General features: G+C 46.3%; 18 protein-coding genes and 1 other annotated feature. Of the genes, 16 read left to right on the top strand and 2 right to left on the bottom strand.

Annotation, left to right across the window (positions count from 1 at the left end; all coding sequences use genetic code 11):
* Positions 1-7: 7 nt before the first annotated feature.
* Positions 8-703 carry an antiholin-like protein LrgB gene (lrgB, locus tag G4P54_RS14770; protein ID WP_167873064.1) on the top strand — a complete coding sequence of 232 codons (696 nt, stop codon included), beginning with the start codon at positions 8-10 and terminating at the stop codon, positions 701-703.
* Between the two features lie 33 nt (positions 704-736).
* Here the strand turns inward: lrgB and G4P54_RS14765 are convergent, their stop codons facing one another.
* Positions 737-1,399, bottom strand: a complete 663-nt coding sequence (locus G4P54_RS14765; protein WP_167873063.1) for a hypothetical protein — start codon at positions 1,397-1,399, stop codon at positions 737-739.
* A 447-nt stretch (positions 1,400-1,846) separates the two neighbouring features.
* Positions 1,847-1,977: a sequence feature (ribosomal protein L20 leader region), on the top strand.
* A gap of 57 nt (positions 1,978-2,034) precedes the next feature.
* On the opposite strand from G4P54_RS14765, the gene infC reads away from it, so the two are divergent.
* Genes infC through G4P54_RS14745 form a run of 4 tightly spaced genes read left to right on the top strand, consistent with a single transcriptional unit; the run spans position 2,035 to position 3,485 of the window.
* The gene (gene infC, locus G4P54_RS14760; RefSeq protein ID WP_071543361.1) at positions 2,035-2,556 is read left to right on the top strand and encodes a translation initiation factor IF-3; all 522 of its coding nucleotides are present in this window, start codon (positions 2,035-2,037) and stop codon (positions 2,554-2,556) included.
* A gap of 12 nt (positions 2,557-2,568) precedes the next feature.
* Positions 2,569-2,769 carry a 50S ribosomal protein L35 gene (rpmI, locus tag G4P54_RS14755; RefSeq protein ID WP_003184267.1) on the top strand — a complete coding sequence of 67 codons (201 nt, stop codon included), beginning with the start codon at positions 2,569-2,571 and terminating at the stop codon, positions 2,767-2,769.
* A gap of 31 nt (positions 2,770-2,800) precedes the next feature.
* The gene (gene rplT, locus G4P54_RS14750) at positions 2,801-3,160 is read left to right on the top strand and encodes a 50S ribosomal protein L20 (RefSeq protein WP_162101060.1); all 360 of its coding nucleotides are present in this window, start codon (positions 2,801-2,803) and stop codon (positions 3,158-3,160) included.
* 55 nt (positions 3,161-3,215) lie between these two features.
* Positions 3,216-3,485 carry a DUF1294 domain-containing protein gene (locus G4P54_RS14745; protein WP_167873062.1) on the top strand — a complete coding sequence of 90 codons (270 nt, stop codon included), beginning with the start codon at positions 3,216-3,218 and terminating at the stop codon, positions 3,483-3,485.
* A gap of 16 nt (positions 3,486-3,501) precedes the next feature.
* Here G4P54_RS14745 and ysdB read toward each other — a convergent pair whose 3' ends face one another.
* Positions 3,502-3,894, bottom strand: a complete 393-nt coding sequence (gene ysdB, locus G4P54_RS14740) for a sigma W pathway protein YsdB (RefSeq protein WP_024714779.1) — start codon at positions 3,892-3,894, stop codon at positions 3,502-3,504.
* Between the two features lie 183 nt (positions 3,895-4,077).
* On the opposite strand from ysdB, the gene G4P54_RS14735 reads away from it, so the two are divergent.
* The 11 genes from G4P54_RS14735 to abfA all read left to right on the top strand — a co-directional run bounded on the left by G4P54_RS14735 (position 4,078) and on the right by abfA (position 17,054).
* On the top strand, positions 4,078-5,163 hold the full coding sequence (locus G4P54_RS14735) for a M42 family metallopeptidase (RefSeq protein WP_167873061.1): 1,086 nt from the start codon (positions 4,078-4,080) through the stop codon (positions 5,161-5,163).
* Positions 5,164-5,358: 195 nt separating this feature from the next.
* The gene (abnA, locus tag G4P54_RS14730; RefSeq protein ID WP_167873060.1) at positions 5,359-6,330 is read left to right on the top strand and encodes an arabinan endo-1,5-alpha-L-arabinosidase AbnA; all 972 of its coding nucleotides are present in this window, start codon (positions 5,359-5,361) and stop codon (positions 6,328-6,330) included.
* 179 nt (positions 6,331-6,509) lie between these two features.
* Entirely contained in the window at positions 6,510-8,000 is a 1,491-nt protein-coding gene (gene araA / locus G4P54_RS14725) for an L-arabinose isomerase (protein ID WP_167873059.1), read from the top strand.
* A gap of 15 nt (positions 8,001-8,015) precedes the next feature.
* A complete protein-coding gene (araB, locus tag G4P54_RS14720) occupies positions 8,016-9,695 on the top strand; it encodes a ribulokinase (protein WP_167873058.1) in 1,680 nt (559 codons plus the stop codon).
* Positions 9,696-9,711: 16 nt separating this feature from the next.
* Positions 9,712-10,401, top strand: a complete 690-nt coding sequence (araD, locus tag G4P54_RS14715; protein ID WP_167873057.1) for an L-ribulose-5-phosphate 4-epimerase — start codon at positions 9,712-9,714, stop codon at positions 10,399-10,401.
* A complete protein-coding gene (araL, locus tag G4P54_RS14710; protein ID WP_167873056.1) occupies positions 10,379-11,197 on the top strand; it encodes a sugar-phosphatase AraL in 819 nt (272 codons plus the stop codon). Before araD ends, araL begins: the two co-directional genes overlap by 23 nt.
* Positions 11,194-12,378: a sn-glycerol-1-phosphate dehydrogenase gene (gene egsA / locus G4P54_RS14705; RefSeq protein ID WP_167873055.1), complete on the top strand. Its 1,185-nt coding sequence runs from the start codon at positions 11,194-11,196 to the stop codon at positions 12,376-12,378. The genes araL and egsA overlap by 4 nt, the downstream gene beginning before the upstream one ends.
* Before the next feature lie 30 nt (positions 12,379-12,408).
* Positions 12,409-13,710: an arabinooligosaccharides ABC transporter substrate-binding protein AraN gene (gene araN / locus G4P54_RS14700; protein ID WP_024714787.1), complete on the top strand. Its 1,302-nt coding sequence runs from the start codon at positions 12,409-12,411 to the stop codon at positions 13,708-13,710.
* A gap of 35 nt (positions 13,711-13,745) precedes the next feature.
* Complete coding sequence (gene araP, locus G4P54_RS14695) at positions 13,746-14,687, top strand: arabinooligosaccharides ABC transporter permease AraP (protein ID WP_024714788.1); 942 nt, start codon at positions 13,746-13,748, stop codon at positions 14,685-14,687.
* The gene (gene araQ / locus G4P54_RS14690) at positions 14,688-15,533 is read left to right on the top strand and encodes an arabinooligosaccharides ABC transporter permease AraQ (RefSeq protein WP_167873054.1); all 846 of its coding nucleotides are present in this window, start codon (positions 14,688-14,690) and stop codon (positions 15,531-15,533) included.
* An 18-nt stretch (positions 15,534-15,551) separates the two neighbouring features.
* Positions 15,552-17,054, top strand: a complete 1,503-nt coding sequence (gene abfA, locus G4P54_RS14685) for an alpha-L-arabinofuranosidase AbfA (protein WP_167873888.1) — start codon at positions 15,552-15,554, stop codon at positions 17,052-17,054.
* The last annotated feature ends 24 nt before the right edge of the window (positions 17,055-17,078 follow it).

The raw sequence follows: 17,078 nt of genomic DNA, 5'->3' as shown, positions 1-17,078 counted from the left end.
TCATCACATGGAAAGCACAATGAGTCCTTATTTCGGAATTGTCGTATCACTTGCTGCATTCGGCATCGGCACCTTTTTATTTAAAAAAACGAAAGGATTCTTCCTTTTCACTCCTTTGTTTGTGGCCATGGTGCTTGGGATCGCATTTTTAAAAATCGGCGGTTTTTCCTACGCGGACTATAATAACGGGGGAGAAATCATTAAGTTTTTCCTTGAACCTGCGACGATCGCATTTGCCATTCCTTTGTACAAACAAAGAGACAAGCTGAAAAAATACTGGTGGCAAATCATGGCCTCCATTATTGTCGGCTCTATCTGCTCTGTCACGATTGTTTATTTGCTTGCAAAAGGCATTCACCTCGATGCGGCCGTGATGAAAAGCATGCTTCCGCAAGCGGCTACAACTGCGATTGCGCTTCCTTTATCAAAAGACATCGGAGGCATCAGCGACATCACAGCCTTTGCAGTCATCTTTAACGCTGTCATTGTCTATGCACTCGGAGCACTGTTCTTGAAGGTGTTTAAAGTGAAGAATCCGATTTCTAAAGGATTGGCTCTCGGTACGTCCGGACACGCACTCGGTGTAGCGGTCGGGATCGAGATGGGAGAAGTCGAAGCTGCGATGGCGAGTATTGCGGTTGTCGTAGTAGGAGTGGTCACGGTTCTGGTCATCCCTGTATTCGTGCAGATGATCGGAGGATAAGCCAAGCCAAGGCATTCAGCCTTCTTTTTTCTTTTATGGTGCGTCTTCGGGATCGATATACCCTTGCTTAATGCCCCATTCCACTTGATCGTCATGCCACTTTTTTCGTTCTTCATAGCCATAACCATCGTTATCAGGAAGCTCTGAAGCTGGCTGCTGAATGGTTTTATCGGACTGGCTCGAGGAAGAAGGTGGATCCTGACTTTTAGATGAGGGTGTCTTGGTCTGCTGCCGTTCTGCCTGCGATTGCCGCTTTTTTTCAGCGTTCGCTTTCTGCTCTTTTTGGATTGCTGCCTGCCGCTGTCTTTCAAGCTCAGCTTGTCTTTCCGCTTCCGCTAATCGCTGTCTCTCTGCAGCCTGCTGCTCTGCCAATCGCTGCCTCTCCGCCGCTTCCTCCTGCTGTTTCTTTCGTTTCGCCTCCCGCTCTTTTTCACGTTTTTTCTCGGCGGCGATCTGTCTTTGCTTCTCGGCTTCTTCTTTTGCCTTCAGCTTTCCTAACTTGGCAGCGAGTGGACTCTCGAAATTCCTGTCCGGTGAAACGGGTTTTAGTTTTTTCAGCTCTTTCTCTGGTTCCTTTTGATCAAATGCTGCGGCTGTCTTAACCGTTTCAGCTTTTGGTTCAGAAGATGTGCTGCTATTCGAGCAACCGGTTAATATCAATATGAAAAATAAAGCAAGCTGTATCAGTTTGTTCATGTGTCAGACTCCCTTCTGCTCCTTATATCGGTTATCAATTAACTTTACTTTACATTTTTTCCTGTCGGTGGTTTTATGAGAAGCTGTGAAATAAGGAAAAGGATGGGAGGCGACTATTGATTCTATATATAATAGAATCAGGTGTTTACTATTCTCGGCTTCATAATGGGGTGTCAGCGGCTGGATGTGGGAACAGCAAATCAGCTATTTTCAGCATTTCCGGGGATCGGTCATGAAGCACCGCAGGCTGAACCGAGCTTATTCGACAGAACACTTGATGCGTGGCTGAGCGGGGCAGAAACTTTACATTCTGGGTGCAGATGAAAGATTTTCTTTTTCGCTCTTGCACTTACAGAAAACCCATGTTACAATGAAAAAGTTGTTCCGGATAAGTCGTTCTTGACTAAAGATCCGGCATTGTGTAGAATAGTTATTGAATTGAATATAAATCACAAGCAGAAGCACCCGCTTCTCACCTGATTGACACATGCATGTAGTTGGCAGGTTGACCGTACATTTTTATTGATACAGATGTTCGTAGTGTGGGTGTTTTATAATGCCCGCACTTTTTGTTTGCCTGCAAATGCAGTCAAAATGAGTTGTGAATCAATTCGAAGAAACTATGGAGGTGGCTCATTATTAGCAAAGATCAATTGGTTAATGAGGGTATCCGTGCACGTGAAGTTCGTCTGATCGGACAAAATGGCGATCAGCTCGGCATCAAGTCCCGTCAGGAGGCACTTGAAATCGCCGGCCGCGCAAATCTTGACCTTGTGTTAGTTGCAGCGAATGCAAAACCGCCTGTATGCCGCATTATGGACTACGGTAAGTTCAGATTCGAGCAGCAGAAAAAGGACAAAGAAGCACGAAAAAATCAAAAAATCATTAACTTAAAAGAAGTTAGATTAAGTCCGACAATCGATGAGCATGACTTTAACACGAAATTGCGAAATGCGATTAAATTCCTTGAAAAAGGCGATAAAGTGAAAGCTTCTATCCGCTTTAAAGGACGCGCAATCACTCATAAAGAAATCGGCCAGCGCGTATTGGACCGTTTTTCTGAAGCATGTGCGGAAGTTGCGACTGTCGAAACAAAACCAAAAATGGACGGCCGCAGCATGTTCTTAATGCTCGCGCCGAAAAACGAAAAGCAATAAGGAGGAAATCCCATGCCAAAAATGAAAACTCACCGCGGATCTGCTAAACGTTTTAAAAAGACAGGTTCTGGGAAGTTAAAACGTTCTCACGCATATACAAGTCACTTATTCGCCAACAAATCTCAAAAGCAAAAGCGTAAGCTTCGCAAGAGTGCCGTTGTAAGCGCAGGAGACTTCAAACGCATCAAACAGCAGCTTGCTAACATCAAGTAATCGGACAAGGAACAATTAGGAGGGAAATTTTATGCCAAGAGTAAAAGGCGGAACTGTGTCGCGTCAGCGTCGTAAAAAGGTTCTTAAATTAGCAAAAGGTTATTTCGGTTCAAAACATAGATTATACAAAGTAGCAAACCAGCAGGTCATGAAATCTGGAAACTATGCTTTCCGTGACCGTCGTCAGAAAAAACGTGATTTCCGTAAGCTTTGGATCACTCGTATCAACGCGGCTGCTCGCATGAACGGTCTTTCTTACAGCCGTTTAATGCACGGTCTTAAGCTTTCTGGTATCGAAGTAAACCGTAAAATGCTTGCTGATCTTGCTGTAAATGATCTTACTGCATTCAATCAGCTTGCTGATGCTGCTAAAGCTCAATTAAACAAGTAATTAGATAGAGCCGCTCTTCTGGAGAGCGGCTTTTTTCTATAAAGGATGAGGCAACATGGTGATTGCAGTCTATTTGGTGCTGATGAATCTGTGCGGTTTTTGGGTGATGGGTGTTGACAAACGCAAAGCGCAGCAGCACAAATGGAGAATTTCTGAAGACCGGCTGTGGCTGATAGCCATCGTGTTTGGAGCGCTTGGTGTCTGGCTTGGCATGCAAACCTTCAGACATAAAACGAAACACGCTTCTTTTAAGTACGGAGTACCGCTTCTTCTTGTAATTGAAGCGATCTTGGTCAGCATTTACTACAGCCCGTTTGATTTATAAAAAGCAGAAAAGCGTTTTAACGCTCTTCTGCTTTTTTTGCGAGTTTAATGGGCTGGTCCCAGTCAATCTTACAATTTGGATATCGTTCCAGCACTTTTTCTTCAATGTTTTCAAAATCATTTGCAGAGAAATGCCTTAGCTTCTCAGGAGATTCTGTCCAGACAAAGATCGTGTGGATAAATAGCGGATGATCCTTGGAAGGAATATGCTTTTCTCCTTCAAAAAGCACGCCTTTATACGTCAGCTGAAAGTTCTTCCGAGCATTGTTCTGTTCATCGACAATATAAAAATGTTCTTTTGATTGGGCCAGCTTAAGCCTTCTCTTTGGATTCGCGACATATTTGACCACGGCATAAATACAATAAGCAAAAAGTGCAAGCAATAAAATCCTTAAAACCATGACAAACATTGTGTGAAGGCACCCCCTTATTGTGATGATCTGATGTAATACGAAGAGCATTGAAAAAGGTTTCACTTTTTCTAAAAGAAAGTTCTAAAAACATATACCCGATTTTCAAGTGATTTAGTCGTATGGTTAGCGCCAGGTTTTGTATAATAAGAATGCAGGACTGATGAAGGAGGTTTTTGGAACATGGCAAAATTAGATGAAACATTGACCATGCTGAAAGATTTAACAGATGCAAAAGGCATTCCGGGAAATGAGAGAGAAGTAAGGCAAGTGATGAAATCATACATAGAGCCATTTGCTGATGAGGTCACAACAGATCGGCTGGGCAGTTTAATCGCCAAAAAAACAGGTGCGGAAAACGGCCCGAAAATTATGATCGCCGGACATTTGGACGAAGTCGGCTTTATGGTGACACAAATCACCGATAAAGGCTTTATCCGTTTTCAAACTGTTGGCGGCTGGTGGGCTCAGGTAATGCTGGCCCAGCGTGTCACCATCGTGACAAAAAAAGGCGAAATCACAGGAGTTATCGGCTCTAAGCCGCCGCATATTTTATCTCCTGAAGCGAGAAAAAAATCAGTGGAAATCAAAGATATGTTTATTGATATCGGAGCGTCAAGTCGGGAAGAAGCCTTGGAATGGGGTGTGCTTCCGGGAGATATGATTGTTCCGCATTTTGAATTTACGGTCATGAACAATGAAAAATTCTTATTGGCGAAGGCATGGGACAACCGCATCGGCTGTGCGATTGCGATCGATGTGTTAAGAAATTTACAAAACACAGATCATCCAAATATTGTGTATGGTGTCGGAACCGTGCAGGAGGAAGTCGGTCTGAGGGGAGCGAAAACGGCTGCACACACCATTCAGCCTGATATCGCGTTCGGTGTCGATGTAGGAATAGCAGGAGACACACCTGGCATTTCGGAGAAGGAAGCGCAAAGCAAAATGGGCAAAGGCCCGCAGATTATCGTCTACGATGCATCCATGGTTTCTCACAAAGGTTTGCGCGACGCAGTTGTCGCTACCGCAGAGGAAGCGGGCATTCCATACCAATTTGATGCCATCGCCGGGGGCGGAACGGACTCGGGATCTATCCATTTGACGGCAAACGGAGTTCCTGCGCTGTCCATCACCATTGCAACCCGCTATATTCATACGCACGCGGCTATGCTGCATCGTGACGATTATGAAAACGCGGTCAAATTAATTACAGAAGTCATTAAGAAATTAGATCGGAAAACGGTTGATGAAATTACGTACCAGTAAAGATACGGAGGAATCCGCCTGTTGAGGCGGATTCTTATTTTTTATCTGTACAAATTATGACGGAGTGACTACAATAAAGAAGATACCGAAAATTTTCTGCACATGATGATATATGATATGCGGCTCATTTGTAAGGAAGGGAGGAATAAACACCATTATTGTAAGCGCTTTCTATTCTGAGGGGAGGTGGACATATTGAAAAAGAAAAAAACATGGAACCGTTTCTTTCACCTATTTAGTGCCGCTCTGGCTGCAGGTTTGCTATTCACTTCCGCAGCCCCCGCAGAAGCCGCATTTTGGGGGGCATCCAATGAGCTGCTTCACGACCCGACTATGATTAAAGAGGGGAGCTCGTGGTATGCGTTTGGAACAGGGCTTACTGAAGAACGAGGTCTCCGGGTTCTGAAATCGTCGGACGCTAAAAACTGGACCGTACAAAAATCCATTTTCAGTACACCGCTATCGTGGTGGTCGAATTATGTGCCGAATTACGGTCAAAACCAGTGGGCCCCGGACATCCAATACTATAACGGGAAGTACTGGCTGTATTATTCCGTTTCTTCCTTTGGCAGCAATACATCTGCCATCGGACTGGCATCTTCACCGAGTATCAGTTCGGGAAGCTGGAAGGACGAGGGCTTAGTGATCCGTTCGACAAGCTCTAATCATTACAACGCCATTGATCCGGAGCTGACATTTGATAAGGATGGCAGCCCGTGGCTTGCATTCGGCTCATTTTGGAGCGGCATTAAGCTGACCAAGCTTGATAAGAATACGATGAAGCCAGCAGGCTCGCTCTATTCAATTGCAGCAAGACCTAATAATGGCGGGGCGCTGGAAGCTCCTACCCTAACGTATCAGAATGGCTACTACTATTTAATGGTTTCATTTGATAAATGCTGTGACGGGGTAAACAGCACGTACAAAATTGCTTACGGAAGATCTAAAAGCATTACAGGCCCTTATCTTGATAAAAGCGGCAAAAGCATGCTGGAAGGCGGGGGCACCATTTTGGATGCCGGCAATGATCAATGGAAGGGCCCTGGCGGCCAGGATATTGTAAATGGAAATATTCTTGTTCGTCATGCCTATGACGCCAAGGACAACGGTATTCCGAAGCTTCTCATCAATGATTTGAACTGGAGCTCGGGCTGGCCGTCCTATTGAACGAAAAGCCGGGCGCTGCCCCGGCTTTTTTAAAAAGAAAAGATTGACAGTATAATAGTCAATTACTATAATGTAGTTGTTCGTACAAATTAATGTTTAAAGGTCATTTTCTCATTATTAGTACGTATCTTTATATTGTGTTTGTAAGCGTTTTATTTTATAGGGAAGGGGCAGTTTACATGCTTCAGACAAAGGATTATGAATTCTGGTTTGTAACAGGAAGCCAGCACCTATACGGGGAAGAGACGCTGGAACTGGTGGACCAGCATGCGAAAAGCATTTGTGAGGGGCTCAGCGGGATTTCTTCCAGATATAAAATCACGCATAAGCCCGTCGTTACCTCATCGGAAACCATCAGACAGCTGTTAAGAGATGCGGAGTACAGTGAGACATGCGCCGGGATCATCACATGGATGCACACATTTTCTCCCGCAAAAATGTGGATAGAAGGCCTTTCTTCTTATCAAAAACCGCTTATGCATCTGCATACTCAATATAATCGCGATATCCCGTGGGGTACGATTGACATGGATTTTATGAACAGCAACCAATCCGCACACGGAGACCGTGAGTACGGTTATATCAACTCGCGAATGGGGCTGAACCGGAAAGTCATTGCCGGTTATTGGGATGATGAAGAAGTGAAGAAAGAGATTTCTCGATGGATGGATACGGCAGCTGCATTAAATGAAAGCAGACATATTAAGGTTGCCAGATTCGGAGATAACATGCGCCACGTCGCGGTAACGGACGGAGACAAGGTAGGGGCGCATATTCAATTTGGCTGGCAGGTTGACGGATATGGCATCGGAGACCTTGTTGACGTAATGAACCGCATTACGGATGACGAGGTTGACACGCTTTATGCCGAGTATGACAGGCTATATGTGATCAGCGAGGAAACAAAACGTGACGAAGCAAAAGCAGCGTCCATTAAAGAACAGGCGAAAATTGAACTAGGCTTAACCGCTTTTCTTGAACAAGGAGGCTATACAGCTTTTACGACATCGTTTGAAGTGCTGCACGGAATGAAACAGCTGCCGGGACTTGCGGTTCAGCGCCTGATGGAGAAGGGCTACGGGTTTGCCGGTGAGGGAGATTGGAAGACAGCGGCTCTTGTACGGATGATGAAAATCATGGCTGAAGGAAAAAGAACTTCCTTCATGGAAGATTATACGTATCATTTTGAACCGGGAAATGAAATGGTTCTGGGCTCGCACATGCTGGAAGTGTGTCCGACGGTCGCTTTGGATCAGCCGAAAATCGAGGTTCATCCGCTTTCGATCGGAGGCAAGGAGGACCCTGCGCGTTTCGTATTTAACGGCATCAGCGGTTCAGCCATTCAGGCAAGCCTTGTTGATATTGGGGGACGTTTTCGCCTTGTTTTGAATGAGGTCAACGGACAGGAAATTGATAAAGACATGCCGAATCTGCCTGTGGCCCGTGTTCTCTGGAAGCCGGAGCCGTCATTGAAAACAGCGGCGGAGGCATGGATTCTAGCCGGCGGCGCACACCATACCTGCTTGTCTTATGAACTGACAGCGGAGCAAATGCTCGATTGGGCGGAAATGGCGGGGATCGAAAGTGTTCTCATTTCCCGTGATACGACAATTCACAAGCTGAAACACGAATTAAAATGGAACGAGGCGCTTTACCGGCTTCAAAAGTAGAGAGGGGGATGTCACTTGGCTTACACAATAGGAGTTGATTTCGGAACGTTATCAGGAAGAGCGGTGCTCGTTCATGTCCGAACGGGGGAGGAACTTGCGTCTGCTGTAAAAGAATACAGGCACGCTGTCATCGATACCGTCCTCCCCAAAACGGGTCAAAAGCTGCCGCGCGACTGGGCGCTGCAGCATCCTGCTGATTACCTCGAAGTCTTGGAAACAACCATTCCGTCTTTACTCGAACAGACGGGGGTTGAACCGAAAGATGTTATCGGGATCGGAATTGATTTTACGGCATGTACGATCCTGCCTGTTGACAGTACAGGACAGCCGTTATGCATGCTGCCGGAATATGAAGAGGAACCGCATAGCTACGTGAAGCTCTGGAAGCATCATGCGGCCCAAAAACATGCTGACAGGCTCAATCAAATCGCGGAAGAAGAAGGAGAAGCTTTTTTACAGCGGTACGGAGGAAAAATTTCTTCTGAGTGGATGATTCCGAAGGTCATGCAGATTGCCGAAGAAGCGCCTCATATTTATGAAGCGGCTGACCGGATCATCGAGGCCGCAGACTGGATCGTGTACCAGCTGTGCGGCTCACTCAAGCGAAGCAACTGTACCGCAGGGTATAAAGCGATTTGGAGTGAAAAATCGGGATATCCGTCAGCTGATTTCTTTGACAAATTACATCCATTAATGAAAACGATTACAAAGGATAAGTTATCAGGATCCATTCATTCAGTAGGGGAAAAAGCCGGTGGGCTGACTGAAAAAATGGCACGGCTGACAGGCCTTCTTCCGGGCACGGCTGTTGCAGTTGCCAATGTGGACGCTCATGTCTCCATGCCGGCGGTCGGCATTACAGAGCCGGGGAAAATGCTGATGATTATGGGAACCTCCACGTGCCATGTTCTTCTGGGCGAAGAGGTGCGTATCGTGCCTGGTATGTGCGGGGTCGTGAACAACGGAATTCTCCCGGGCTATGCGGGATACGAAGCCGGGCAGTCCTGTGTTGGCGATCATTTTGACTGGTTTGTAAAAACATGTGTCCCGCAAGCTTATCAAGAGGAAGCAGCGGAAAAAAACATTGGCGTTCATGAGCTGCTGAGTGAGAAGGCAAACCTTCAAGTGCCGGGTGAAAGCGGCCTGCTTGCTTTAGATTGGTGGAATGGAAACCGTTCAACCCTTGTTGATGCGGATTTAACAGGGATGCTGCTCGGCATGACACTGCTGACGAAGCCTGAAGAGATTTATAGAGCGTTAATTGAAGCGACGGCTTACGGAACCCGGATGATTATCGAAACGTTCAAAGATAGCGGAGTTCCGATTGAGGAGCTGTACGCAGCCGGCGGAATTGCTGAGAAAAACCCGTTTGTCATGCAGATTTATGCGGATGTGACAAACATGGACATTAAGATCTCTGGCTCTCCGCAAGCCCCTGCCTTAGGAGCGGCGATTTTCGGCGCGCTTGCCGCAGGTAAAGAAGACGGCGGATATGACGACATCAAAGAGGCAGCGGCGAACATGGGAAAACTGAAAGATATATCTTATACGCCAAACGCCGAAAACGCCGCAGTGTATGAAAAACTGTACGCTGAGTATAAAGAGCTTGTTCACTATTTCGGAAAAGAAAACCATGTCATGAAGCGTCTGAAAACAATTAAAAATCTTCAATTTTCATCTGCCAAAAAGAATTGATAAAGGATGATGATGCATGCTTGAAACATTAAAAAAAGAAGTGCTGGCCGCCAACCTGAAGCTGCAAGAGCATCAGCTGGTAACCTTTACGTGGGGAAACGTCAGCGGCATTGACCGTGAAAAAGAAAGAATTGTTATTAAACCAAGCGGAGTTGAATACAGCGATTTGACAGCTGATGACCTGGTTGTTTTGAACCTTGATGGAGAGGTCGTCGAAGGATCGCTCAAGCCTTCTTCAGATACACCTACCCATGTTTATTTATACAAAGCCTTTCCGAATATCGGGGGGATTGTCCATACTCATTCTCAATGGGCGACAAGCTGGGCGCAATCGGGGAGAGACATTCCGCCTTTAGGAACGACCCATGCTGATTATTTTGACAGTGCGATTCCGTGTACTAGAGAAATGTACGATGAAGAAATCATTCATGACTACGAGCTGAATACAGGTAAAGTCATTGCGGAAACCTTTCAGCAGTCTAACTACGAACAGGTCCCGGGTGTGCTCGTGAACAATCACGGCCCATTCTGCTGGGGCAAGAACGCCTTAAATGCCATTCATAACGCAGTTGTATTAGAAACGGTTGCCGAAATGGCTTATCACTCCATTATGCTGAACAAGAATGTAAACCCCATCAATACCGTCCTGCATGAAAAGCATTTTTATCGAAAACACGGGGCAAATGCGTATTATGGCCAGTCATGATTCCGTTGTGTCACCGGCCGGCATTCTGATTGACTTGGACGGTACTGTATTCAGAGGAAATGAATTGATTGAAGGGGCAAGAAAAGCGATCCATACACTTCGGGGAATGGGGAAGAAAATCGTCTTTTTGAGCAATCGGGGGAATATCTCCCGTGCCATGTGCCGAAAAAAACTGCTCGGCGCGGGGATTGAAGCGGACGTTAATGACATTGTTCTGTCGTCAAGCGTGACAGCGGCTTTTCTGAAAAACCATTATCGTTTTTCAAAGGTGTGGGTGCTTGGAGAACAAGGCTTGGCTGACGAGCTGAGACTGGCTGGCGTGCAGCATGCGAACGAACCGAAGCATGCGGATTGGCTCGTGATCTCCCTTCATGAAACGCTCACGTACGAAGATTTAAATCAAGCCTTTCAAGCGGCCGCCGGCGGCGCTCGTATCATTGCAACCAATAAAGACCGTTCTTTTCCGAATGAACACGGCAATGCCATTGATGTGGCCGGAATGATTGGGGCGATAGAGGCTTCCGCTCAAGCCAAGACGGAGCTTGTTGTCGGAAAGCCGTCATGGCTGATGGCGGAGGCTGCCTGTACGGCAATGGGTCTGTCCGCACATGAATGCATGATTATCGGAGACAGCATTGAATCAGACATTGCGATGGGAAAGCTTTATGGCATGAAAAGCGCTTTAGTGCTGACGGGTTCTGCGAAACCGGATGACAAGCGTTTGTACATGCCGGATTATGTGCTGGAGTCTATTAAGGATGTAACCAAATTGGCTGAGGAGGGGATTCTGCTATGAATCGTATCGCAGCTGACGTTCAGCGTGCTTTTGAACACGCCGGAGAAAAGACGTTGCCTATAAAAGTTGAAGAAATTGTTCTCGGTAAACAAGCAGCTGATTCGCTTTTGGATTATGTAAAACGAAAAAATAACAAACATATTGTCCTAGTCTGTGACTCGAATACACACCGCATTGCAGGCATTGATTTGGAAAACCGCTTGAATCAAGAAGGGTTTCAGGCCGAATGCCTGATCATTCCGGAAAATGAAGCCGGAGATGTAACGGCTGATGAACGGTCGCTCATTCATGTGCTGATCCATACGAAGCAAACAGCGGATGTCATGATTGCAGTCGGTTCAGGTACGATTCATGATATCGTCCGCTTTGCGGCCTTTCAGAGGGATTTGCCGTTTATTTCTTATCCGACTGCTCCATCTGTAGACGGATTTACATCAGCCGGGGCGCCGCTGATTTTATACGGGACGAAAACAACCATTCAAACGAAGGCTCCATCCGCGCTGTTCGCTGATCTGGATTTATTAAAAGCGGCACCCCAGTCAATGGTGGCGGCAGGGTTTGGCGACATGCTCGGTAAAATCACGTCTTTAGCTGATTGGGAAATTTCCCGCCATCTTGCCGGCGAGCCTTATTCGCCAACAGGGGCTAAGATCGTTCAGGAGGCGCTTGACGCCTGTATCGCACATACGGAAGACATTGCGATGAAAACGGAAACAGGCATACAGGTTTTAATGCAGTCTTTAATCGTATCAGGGCTTGTCATGCTGGCCTTAGATCATTCCCGCCCGGCATCAGGCGGAGAGCATCATATTTCACACTGGATTGAGATGGAATTAATGGAGAAAAACCGGCCTCAGATTCTTCATGGGGCAAAGGTCGGCTGTGCCGCTGTTTTATTAACTGACACATACAGAAAGCTCGCTAAGGATGACGGACTGAACGAATTTTCACCGAGCCGGCGGCAAGCCATCCAATCGGCTTATCAAACTCTCCCGGAAGGAGAAGTGCTCGCTGATTGGCTGAGATCAGCCGGAGGCCCTGCGTCTTTTGACGAAATCGGTGTCGGACAGAATTCCGTCAAGAATGCCTTCAGACACGCGCACACCTTAAGAGACCGGTGCACCGGATTAAGAATCATTAATGAAAACAAAACGCTGGTCAATCATGGTCTATATGAATAGCCCGCACCTCGAAGGGAAGGGGTAACGTAAATGAAAAGAATGACTGCCTGCTTTCTTGTGCTTCTGATGCTGTTGACATTAGTCATTGCCGGGTGTTCAGCTGATAGTTCATCAGGGAAACCGGCGGAAACCGAGCTGACCTTTTGGACATTTAACGGCCTTCATGAGCAGTTTTATGCGGAAATGGTGAAAGAATGGAACAAAACATATCCTGACCGCAAAATGAAGCTGAATACGGTTGTTTATCCGTATGGGCAAATGCACGATAACTTGTCAATCTCTTTAATCGCGGGAGAGGGCGTCCCTGATATGGCCGATGTCGAATTGGCCCGTTTTTCAAACTTTTTGAAGGGCTCCGACATACCGCTTGCCGACCTGACTCCGCTGATTGAAAAGGACCGCGATAAATTCGTTGAAGCGCGGCTCACCCTGTACAGCAAAAACGGCAAGATTTACGGACTCGATACACATGTAGGGACGACAGTCATGTTTTATAACATGGAGGTGATGAAAAAGGCCGAAGTCAATCCCGATGAGATTAAAACATGGGATGATTACCGTAAAGCCGGGCAGAAAGTGCGCAAAGTGACCGGTAAGCCGATGGGAACGGCGGAGACAAATGATTCGGGAACGTTCCTATCCATGATTTCACAGCAAAACTCAGGTTATTTTGATAAAAACGGCAAGCTAATCCTCAATAACGACACCAACATAAAAACACTCCAATATTTAAAAGACATGATCAATGACAAAACGATGATTCCAGCACCGGGCGGCGGGCATCACAGTGAAGAATACTATGGCTTTATGAACCAAGGCGGAGCCGCATCAGTTCTGATGCCGATTTGGTATATGGGAAGATTCATAGATTATATGCCTGATCTCAAAGGGAAGATTGCCATCAGGCCGCTTCCGGCATGGCAAAAGGGAGGCGACCGTTCGGCAGGTTTGGGCGGTACGGCAACTGTTGTGCCGAAGCAATCTAAGCATGTCGAATTAGCAAAAGAGTTTTTGGCCTTTGCGAAGGGCTCTACAGAAGGAAACAAAAAGCTCTGGAGCGTGCTCGGATTTGACCCGCTTCGCTGGGATGTCTGGAGCTCTAAGGAATTGAAAGAGAAAAACAAATACACGGACTACTTCCAAAACGGAACAGGCATTTTCTCAGTGCTGCTCGATATCAAGGATGAAATTAATCCGATTTATTTACATGAGGATTTTGCCAAGGCGTCAGACCTTGTCAACAGAAGCGTATTGTTCGACGCACTTAAATCTCAGCAAAAAACGCCTAAACAAGCCTTGGACAGAGCGGCAGGTGAACTGAAACAGAAATAGAATCCCATTCAAAAAGTGAAAGCGGGGAGGTTCTCATGAAACCTGTGAAAACGGGAACGGTTCATCCCGTTCCTTCAGCTGGGAAACAATCAGGCTGGCGAGATCTATTTTATTCAAAAAAAGCGGCGCCCTATTTGTTTACAGCGCCATTCGTTTTATCCTTTCTCGTATTTTTTCTATACCCTATCATTACCGTCTTCATCATGAGCTTTCAACGAATATTGCCTGGAGAGGTGACGTTTGTCGGAGTGTCCAATTATACTGCGCTAAACAATCCGACGTTCTATACCGCCCTTTGGAATACGCTGGAGTACACCTTTTGGACGCTGATCGTACTGATTCCGGTTCCATTGCTTCTGGCCATATTCTTGAATTCAAAGCTGGTCACATTCAGAAATATATTCAAATCAGCGTTATTTATCCCGGCATTGACTTCCACCATAGTTGCGGGGATTATTTTTCGGCTGATCTTCGGAGAAATGGAAACGTCTCTGGCCAATTCCATCTTACTCAAACTCGGTTTTTCCCCTCAGAATTGGATGAACAATGAACATACAGGCATGTTTTTGATGGTGCTGCTTGCTTCATGGAGATGGATGGGAATCAACATCCTTTACTTTTTGGCCGGTTTGCAAAACGTGCCGAAAGAGCTGTACGAAGCCGCTGATATTGACGGCGCCAATACGATGAAAAAATTTATGCACATCACGCTGCCGTTTCTCAAGCCTGTAACCGTATATGTGCTGACCATCAGCATTATCGGCGGTTTTAGGATGTTTGAGGAAAGCTACGTCCTTTGGCAAAATAATTCCCCGGGTAATATCGGTCTGACACTTGTCGGATATTTGTATCAGCAGGGTCTTGCTTACAATGAAATGGGATACGGAGCAGCCATAGGGATCGTGCTTTTGATTGTGATCCTTGTTGTCAGCCTGATTTCATTAAAGTTGTCAGGCTCGTTTAAGGGGGAAGGATAAATGCTGCGGCACAGTCCTCATATTAGCGTTTACAGAATCGCGCTGACCCTGTTTTTTATGATGCTGAGCCTGTTGTATATTTTTCCGATTTTTTGTTTGCTTTTAGGATCATTAAAGCCGTCAGCTGAACTTTTGCGTGCGGGTCTGAATCTTGACATTGATGCTAATGTGATGAGTCTTGATAATTATACGTTCCTGTTTAACGGCGGCAGCATTTATTTCAAATGGTTCTTTAACAGCCTTGTGCTTGGGTTTTTCACTACTGTGCTCACGCTGTTTTTTTCTTCGATGATCGGGTACGGGCTTGCGGTTTATGATTTTAAGGGCAGAAATATCATCTTTGTGCTTGTACTGATTATTATGATGGTTCCGCTGGAAGTGATGATGCTTCCGTTGTTTAAGCTTACCGTCGGGCTGCACTTGATTGATTCGTATACGGGGGTTATATTGCCGTTCATCGTTTCGCCTGTAGCAATATTCTTTTTCAGGCAATACGCGCTTGGGCTGCCAAGAGATCTGCTGGACGCTGCAAGGATGGACGGCTGTACGGAATTCGGCATCTTTTTCAGAATTATGGCGCCGCTGATGAAACCGGCTTTCGGCGCGATGATTATTCTCCAGTCCTTAAACAGCTGGAACAACTTCTTATGGCCGCTGATTGTGCTTCGCTCGAAAGAAATGTTTACGCTTCCAATTGGGCTTTCCAGCTTGCTGAGCCCTTATGGAAACAACTATGACATGCTCATATCCGGCTCGGTATTTGCGATTTTGCCGGTCATTATCATTTTCTTGTTTTTCCAAAAATACTTTATCTCCGGCCTGACGGTAGGGGGAGTCAAAGGCTAATAAAGGAGGAAACGTGTGATGAAAAAAGCGCGAATGATAGTAGACAAAGAATATACAATCGGTGAAGTGGACAAACGGATTTACGGCTCGTTTATCGAACATATGGGGCGCGCGGTATACGAGGGCATATATGAGCCTGATCATCCTGAAGCGGACGAGGACGGGTTTAGAAAGGATGTCCAGGCGCTGATCAAAGAATTGCAGGTGCCGATCATCCGCTATCCGGGCGGAAATTTTTTATCCGGATATAACTGGGAGGACGGGGTCGGGCCTGTCGAAAATCGCCCGAGAAGGCTTGATTTGGCATGGCAAACGACAGAAACCAATGAAGTGGGAACAAATGAATTTTTATCCTGGGCAAAAAAGGTGAACACTGAGGTCAACATGGCTGTCAACCTCGGCACTAGAGGCATAGATGACGCCCGCAATCTCGTTGAATACTGCAACCATCCGAAAGGCTCTTACTGGAGTGATTTGAGAAGATCGCATGGCTATGAACAGCCGTACGGCATCAAGACATGGTGCTTAGGAAACGAAATGGATGGCCCGTGGCAGATCGGCCACAAAACAGCTGACGAATACGGACGGCTTGCCGCCGAGACGGCAAAGGTCATGAAGTGGGTGGATCCATCAATTGAACTCGTTGCCTGCGGCAGCTCAAACAGCGGCATGCCGACCTTTATTGATTGGGAAGCGAAGGTACTGGAGCATACGTACGAGCATGTCGACTATATCTCTCTCCACACGTATTACGGAAACCGGGATAACAATCTGCCAAACTACTTGGCCCGTTCCATGGATCTGGATCATTTTATTACATCTGTCGCTGCAACCTGTGACTATGTAAAAGCAAAAACACGCAGCAAGAAAACCATCAATCTCTCTCTGGATGAATGGAACGTCTGGTATCACTCAAATGAGGCTGATAAGAAAGTCGAGCCGTGGATTACTGCGCGTCCGATTTTAGAGGATATTTATAATTTTGAAGATGCTTTGTTAGTCGGCTCTCTGCTCATAACGATGCTGCAGCACGCAGACCGTGTGAAAATCGCGTGTCTTGCGCAGCTTGTAAATGTCATCGCGCCGATTATGACGGAAAAAGGGGGAGAAGCATGGAGACAGCCGATTTTCTATCCGTACATGCATGCGTCTGTTTACGGACGAGGCGAGTCACTGAAACCGCTTATTTCTTCTCCGAAGTACGACTGCTTAGATTTTACCGATGTGCCATATGTTGATGCCGCTGTTGTGTACGCGGAAGAGGAAGAAACACTCACCATTTTTGCGGTAAACAAAGCTGAGGATCAGATGGAGACAGAGATATCGCTCAGAGGCTTTGAATCCTACCAAATCATAGAGCACATCGTACTCGAGCATCGGGATATCAAAGCGACAAACCAGCATAACAGAAAAAATGTCGTTCCGCATTCCAACGGCACATCGTCTGTCAGCGAAAACGGCTTAACCGCGCATTTCACACCGCTTTCCTGGAATGTGATCCGTCTGAAAAAACAGTCATAGAAGAAGCAAAGCCCGAGATTCCTT

Origin of the sequence: Bacillus tequilensis (assembly GCF_012225885.1) — a bacterium.
In the GTDB taxonomy this organism is placed as follows: domain Bacteria; phylum Bacillota; class Bacilli; order Bacillales; family Bacillaceae; genus Bacillus; species Bacillus tequilensis.
Note: the sequence above shows the minus strand (reverse complement) of the source record. Positions and strands in the feature narration are given on the sequence as shown.

Excerpts from the sequence above, each read along its gene's own strand:
- lrgB (WP_167873064.1), top strand. The coding sequence starts at position 8 with ATGGAAAGCACAATGAGTCCTTATTTCGGAATTGTCGTATCACTTGCT.
- G4P54_RS14745 (WP_167873062.1), top strand. The coding sequence starts at position 3,216 with ATGGTGATTGCAGTCTATTTGGTGCTGATGAATCTGTGCGGTTTTTGG.
- G4P54_RS14735 (WP_167873061.1), top strand. The coding sequence starts at position 4,078 with ATGGCAAAATTAGATGAAACATTGACCATGCTGAAAGATTTAACAGAT.
- rplT (WP_162101060.1), top strand. The coding sequence starts at position 2,801 with ATGCCAAGAGTAAAAGGCGGAACTGTGTCGCGTCAGCGTCGTAAAAAG.
- ysdB (WP_024714779.1), bottom strand. The coding sequence starts at position 3,894 with ATGTTTGTCATGGTTTTAAGGATTTTATTGCTTGCACTTTTTGCTTAT.
- rpmI (WP_003184267.1), top strand. The coding sequence starts at position 2,569 with ATGCCAAAAATGAAAACTCACCGCGGATCTGCTAAACGTTTTAAAAAG.
- egsA (WP_167873055.1), top strand. The coding sequence starts at position 11,194 with ATGAATCGTATCGCAGCTGACGTTCAGCGTGCTTTTGAACACGCCGGA.
- araL (WP_167873056.1), top strand. The coding sequence starts at position 10,379 with ATGCGTATTATGGCCAGTCATGATTCCGTTGTGTCACCGGCCGGCATT.
- araN (WP_024714787.1), top strand. The coding sequence starts at position 12,409 with ATGAAAAGAATGACTGCCTGCTTTCTTGTGCTTCTGATGCTGTTGACA.
- araP (WP_024714788.1), top strand. The coding sequence starts at position 13,746 with ATGAAACCTGTGAAAACGGGAACGGTTCATCCCGTTCCTTCAGCTGGG.
- G4P54_RS14765 (WP_167873063.1), bottom strand. The coding sequence starts at position 1,399 with ATGAACAAACTGATACAGCTTGCTTTATTTTTCATATTGATATTAACC.
- abfA (WP_167873888.1), top strand. The coding sequence starts at position 15,552 with ATGAAAAAAGCGCGAATGATAGTAGACAAAGAATATACAATCGGTGAA.
- araQ (WP_167873054.1), top strand. The coding sequence starts at position 14,688 with ATGCTGCGGCACAGTCCTCATATTAGCGTTTACAGAATCGCGCTGACC.
- araA (WP_167873059.1), top strand. The coding sequence starts at position 6,510 with ATGCTTCAGACAAAGGATTATGAATTCTGGTTTGTAACAGGAAGCCAG.
- araD (WP_167873057.1), top strand. The coding sequence starts at position 9,712 with ATGCTTGAAACATTAAAAAAAGAAGTGCTGGCCGCCAACCTGAAGCTG.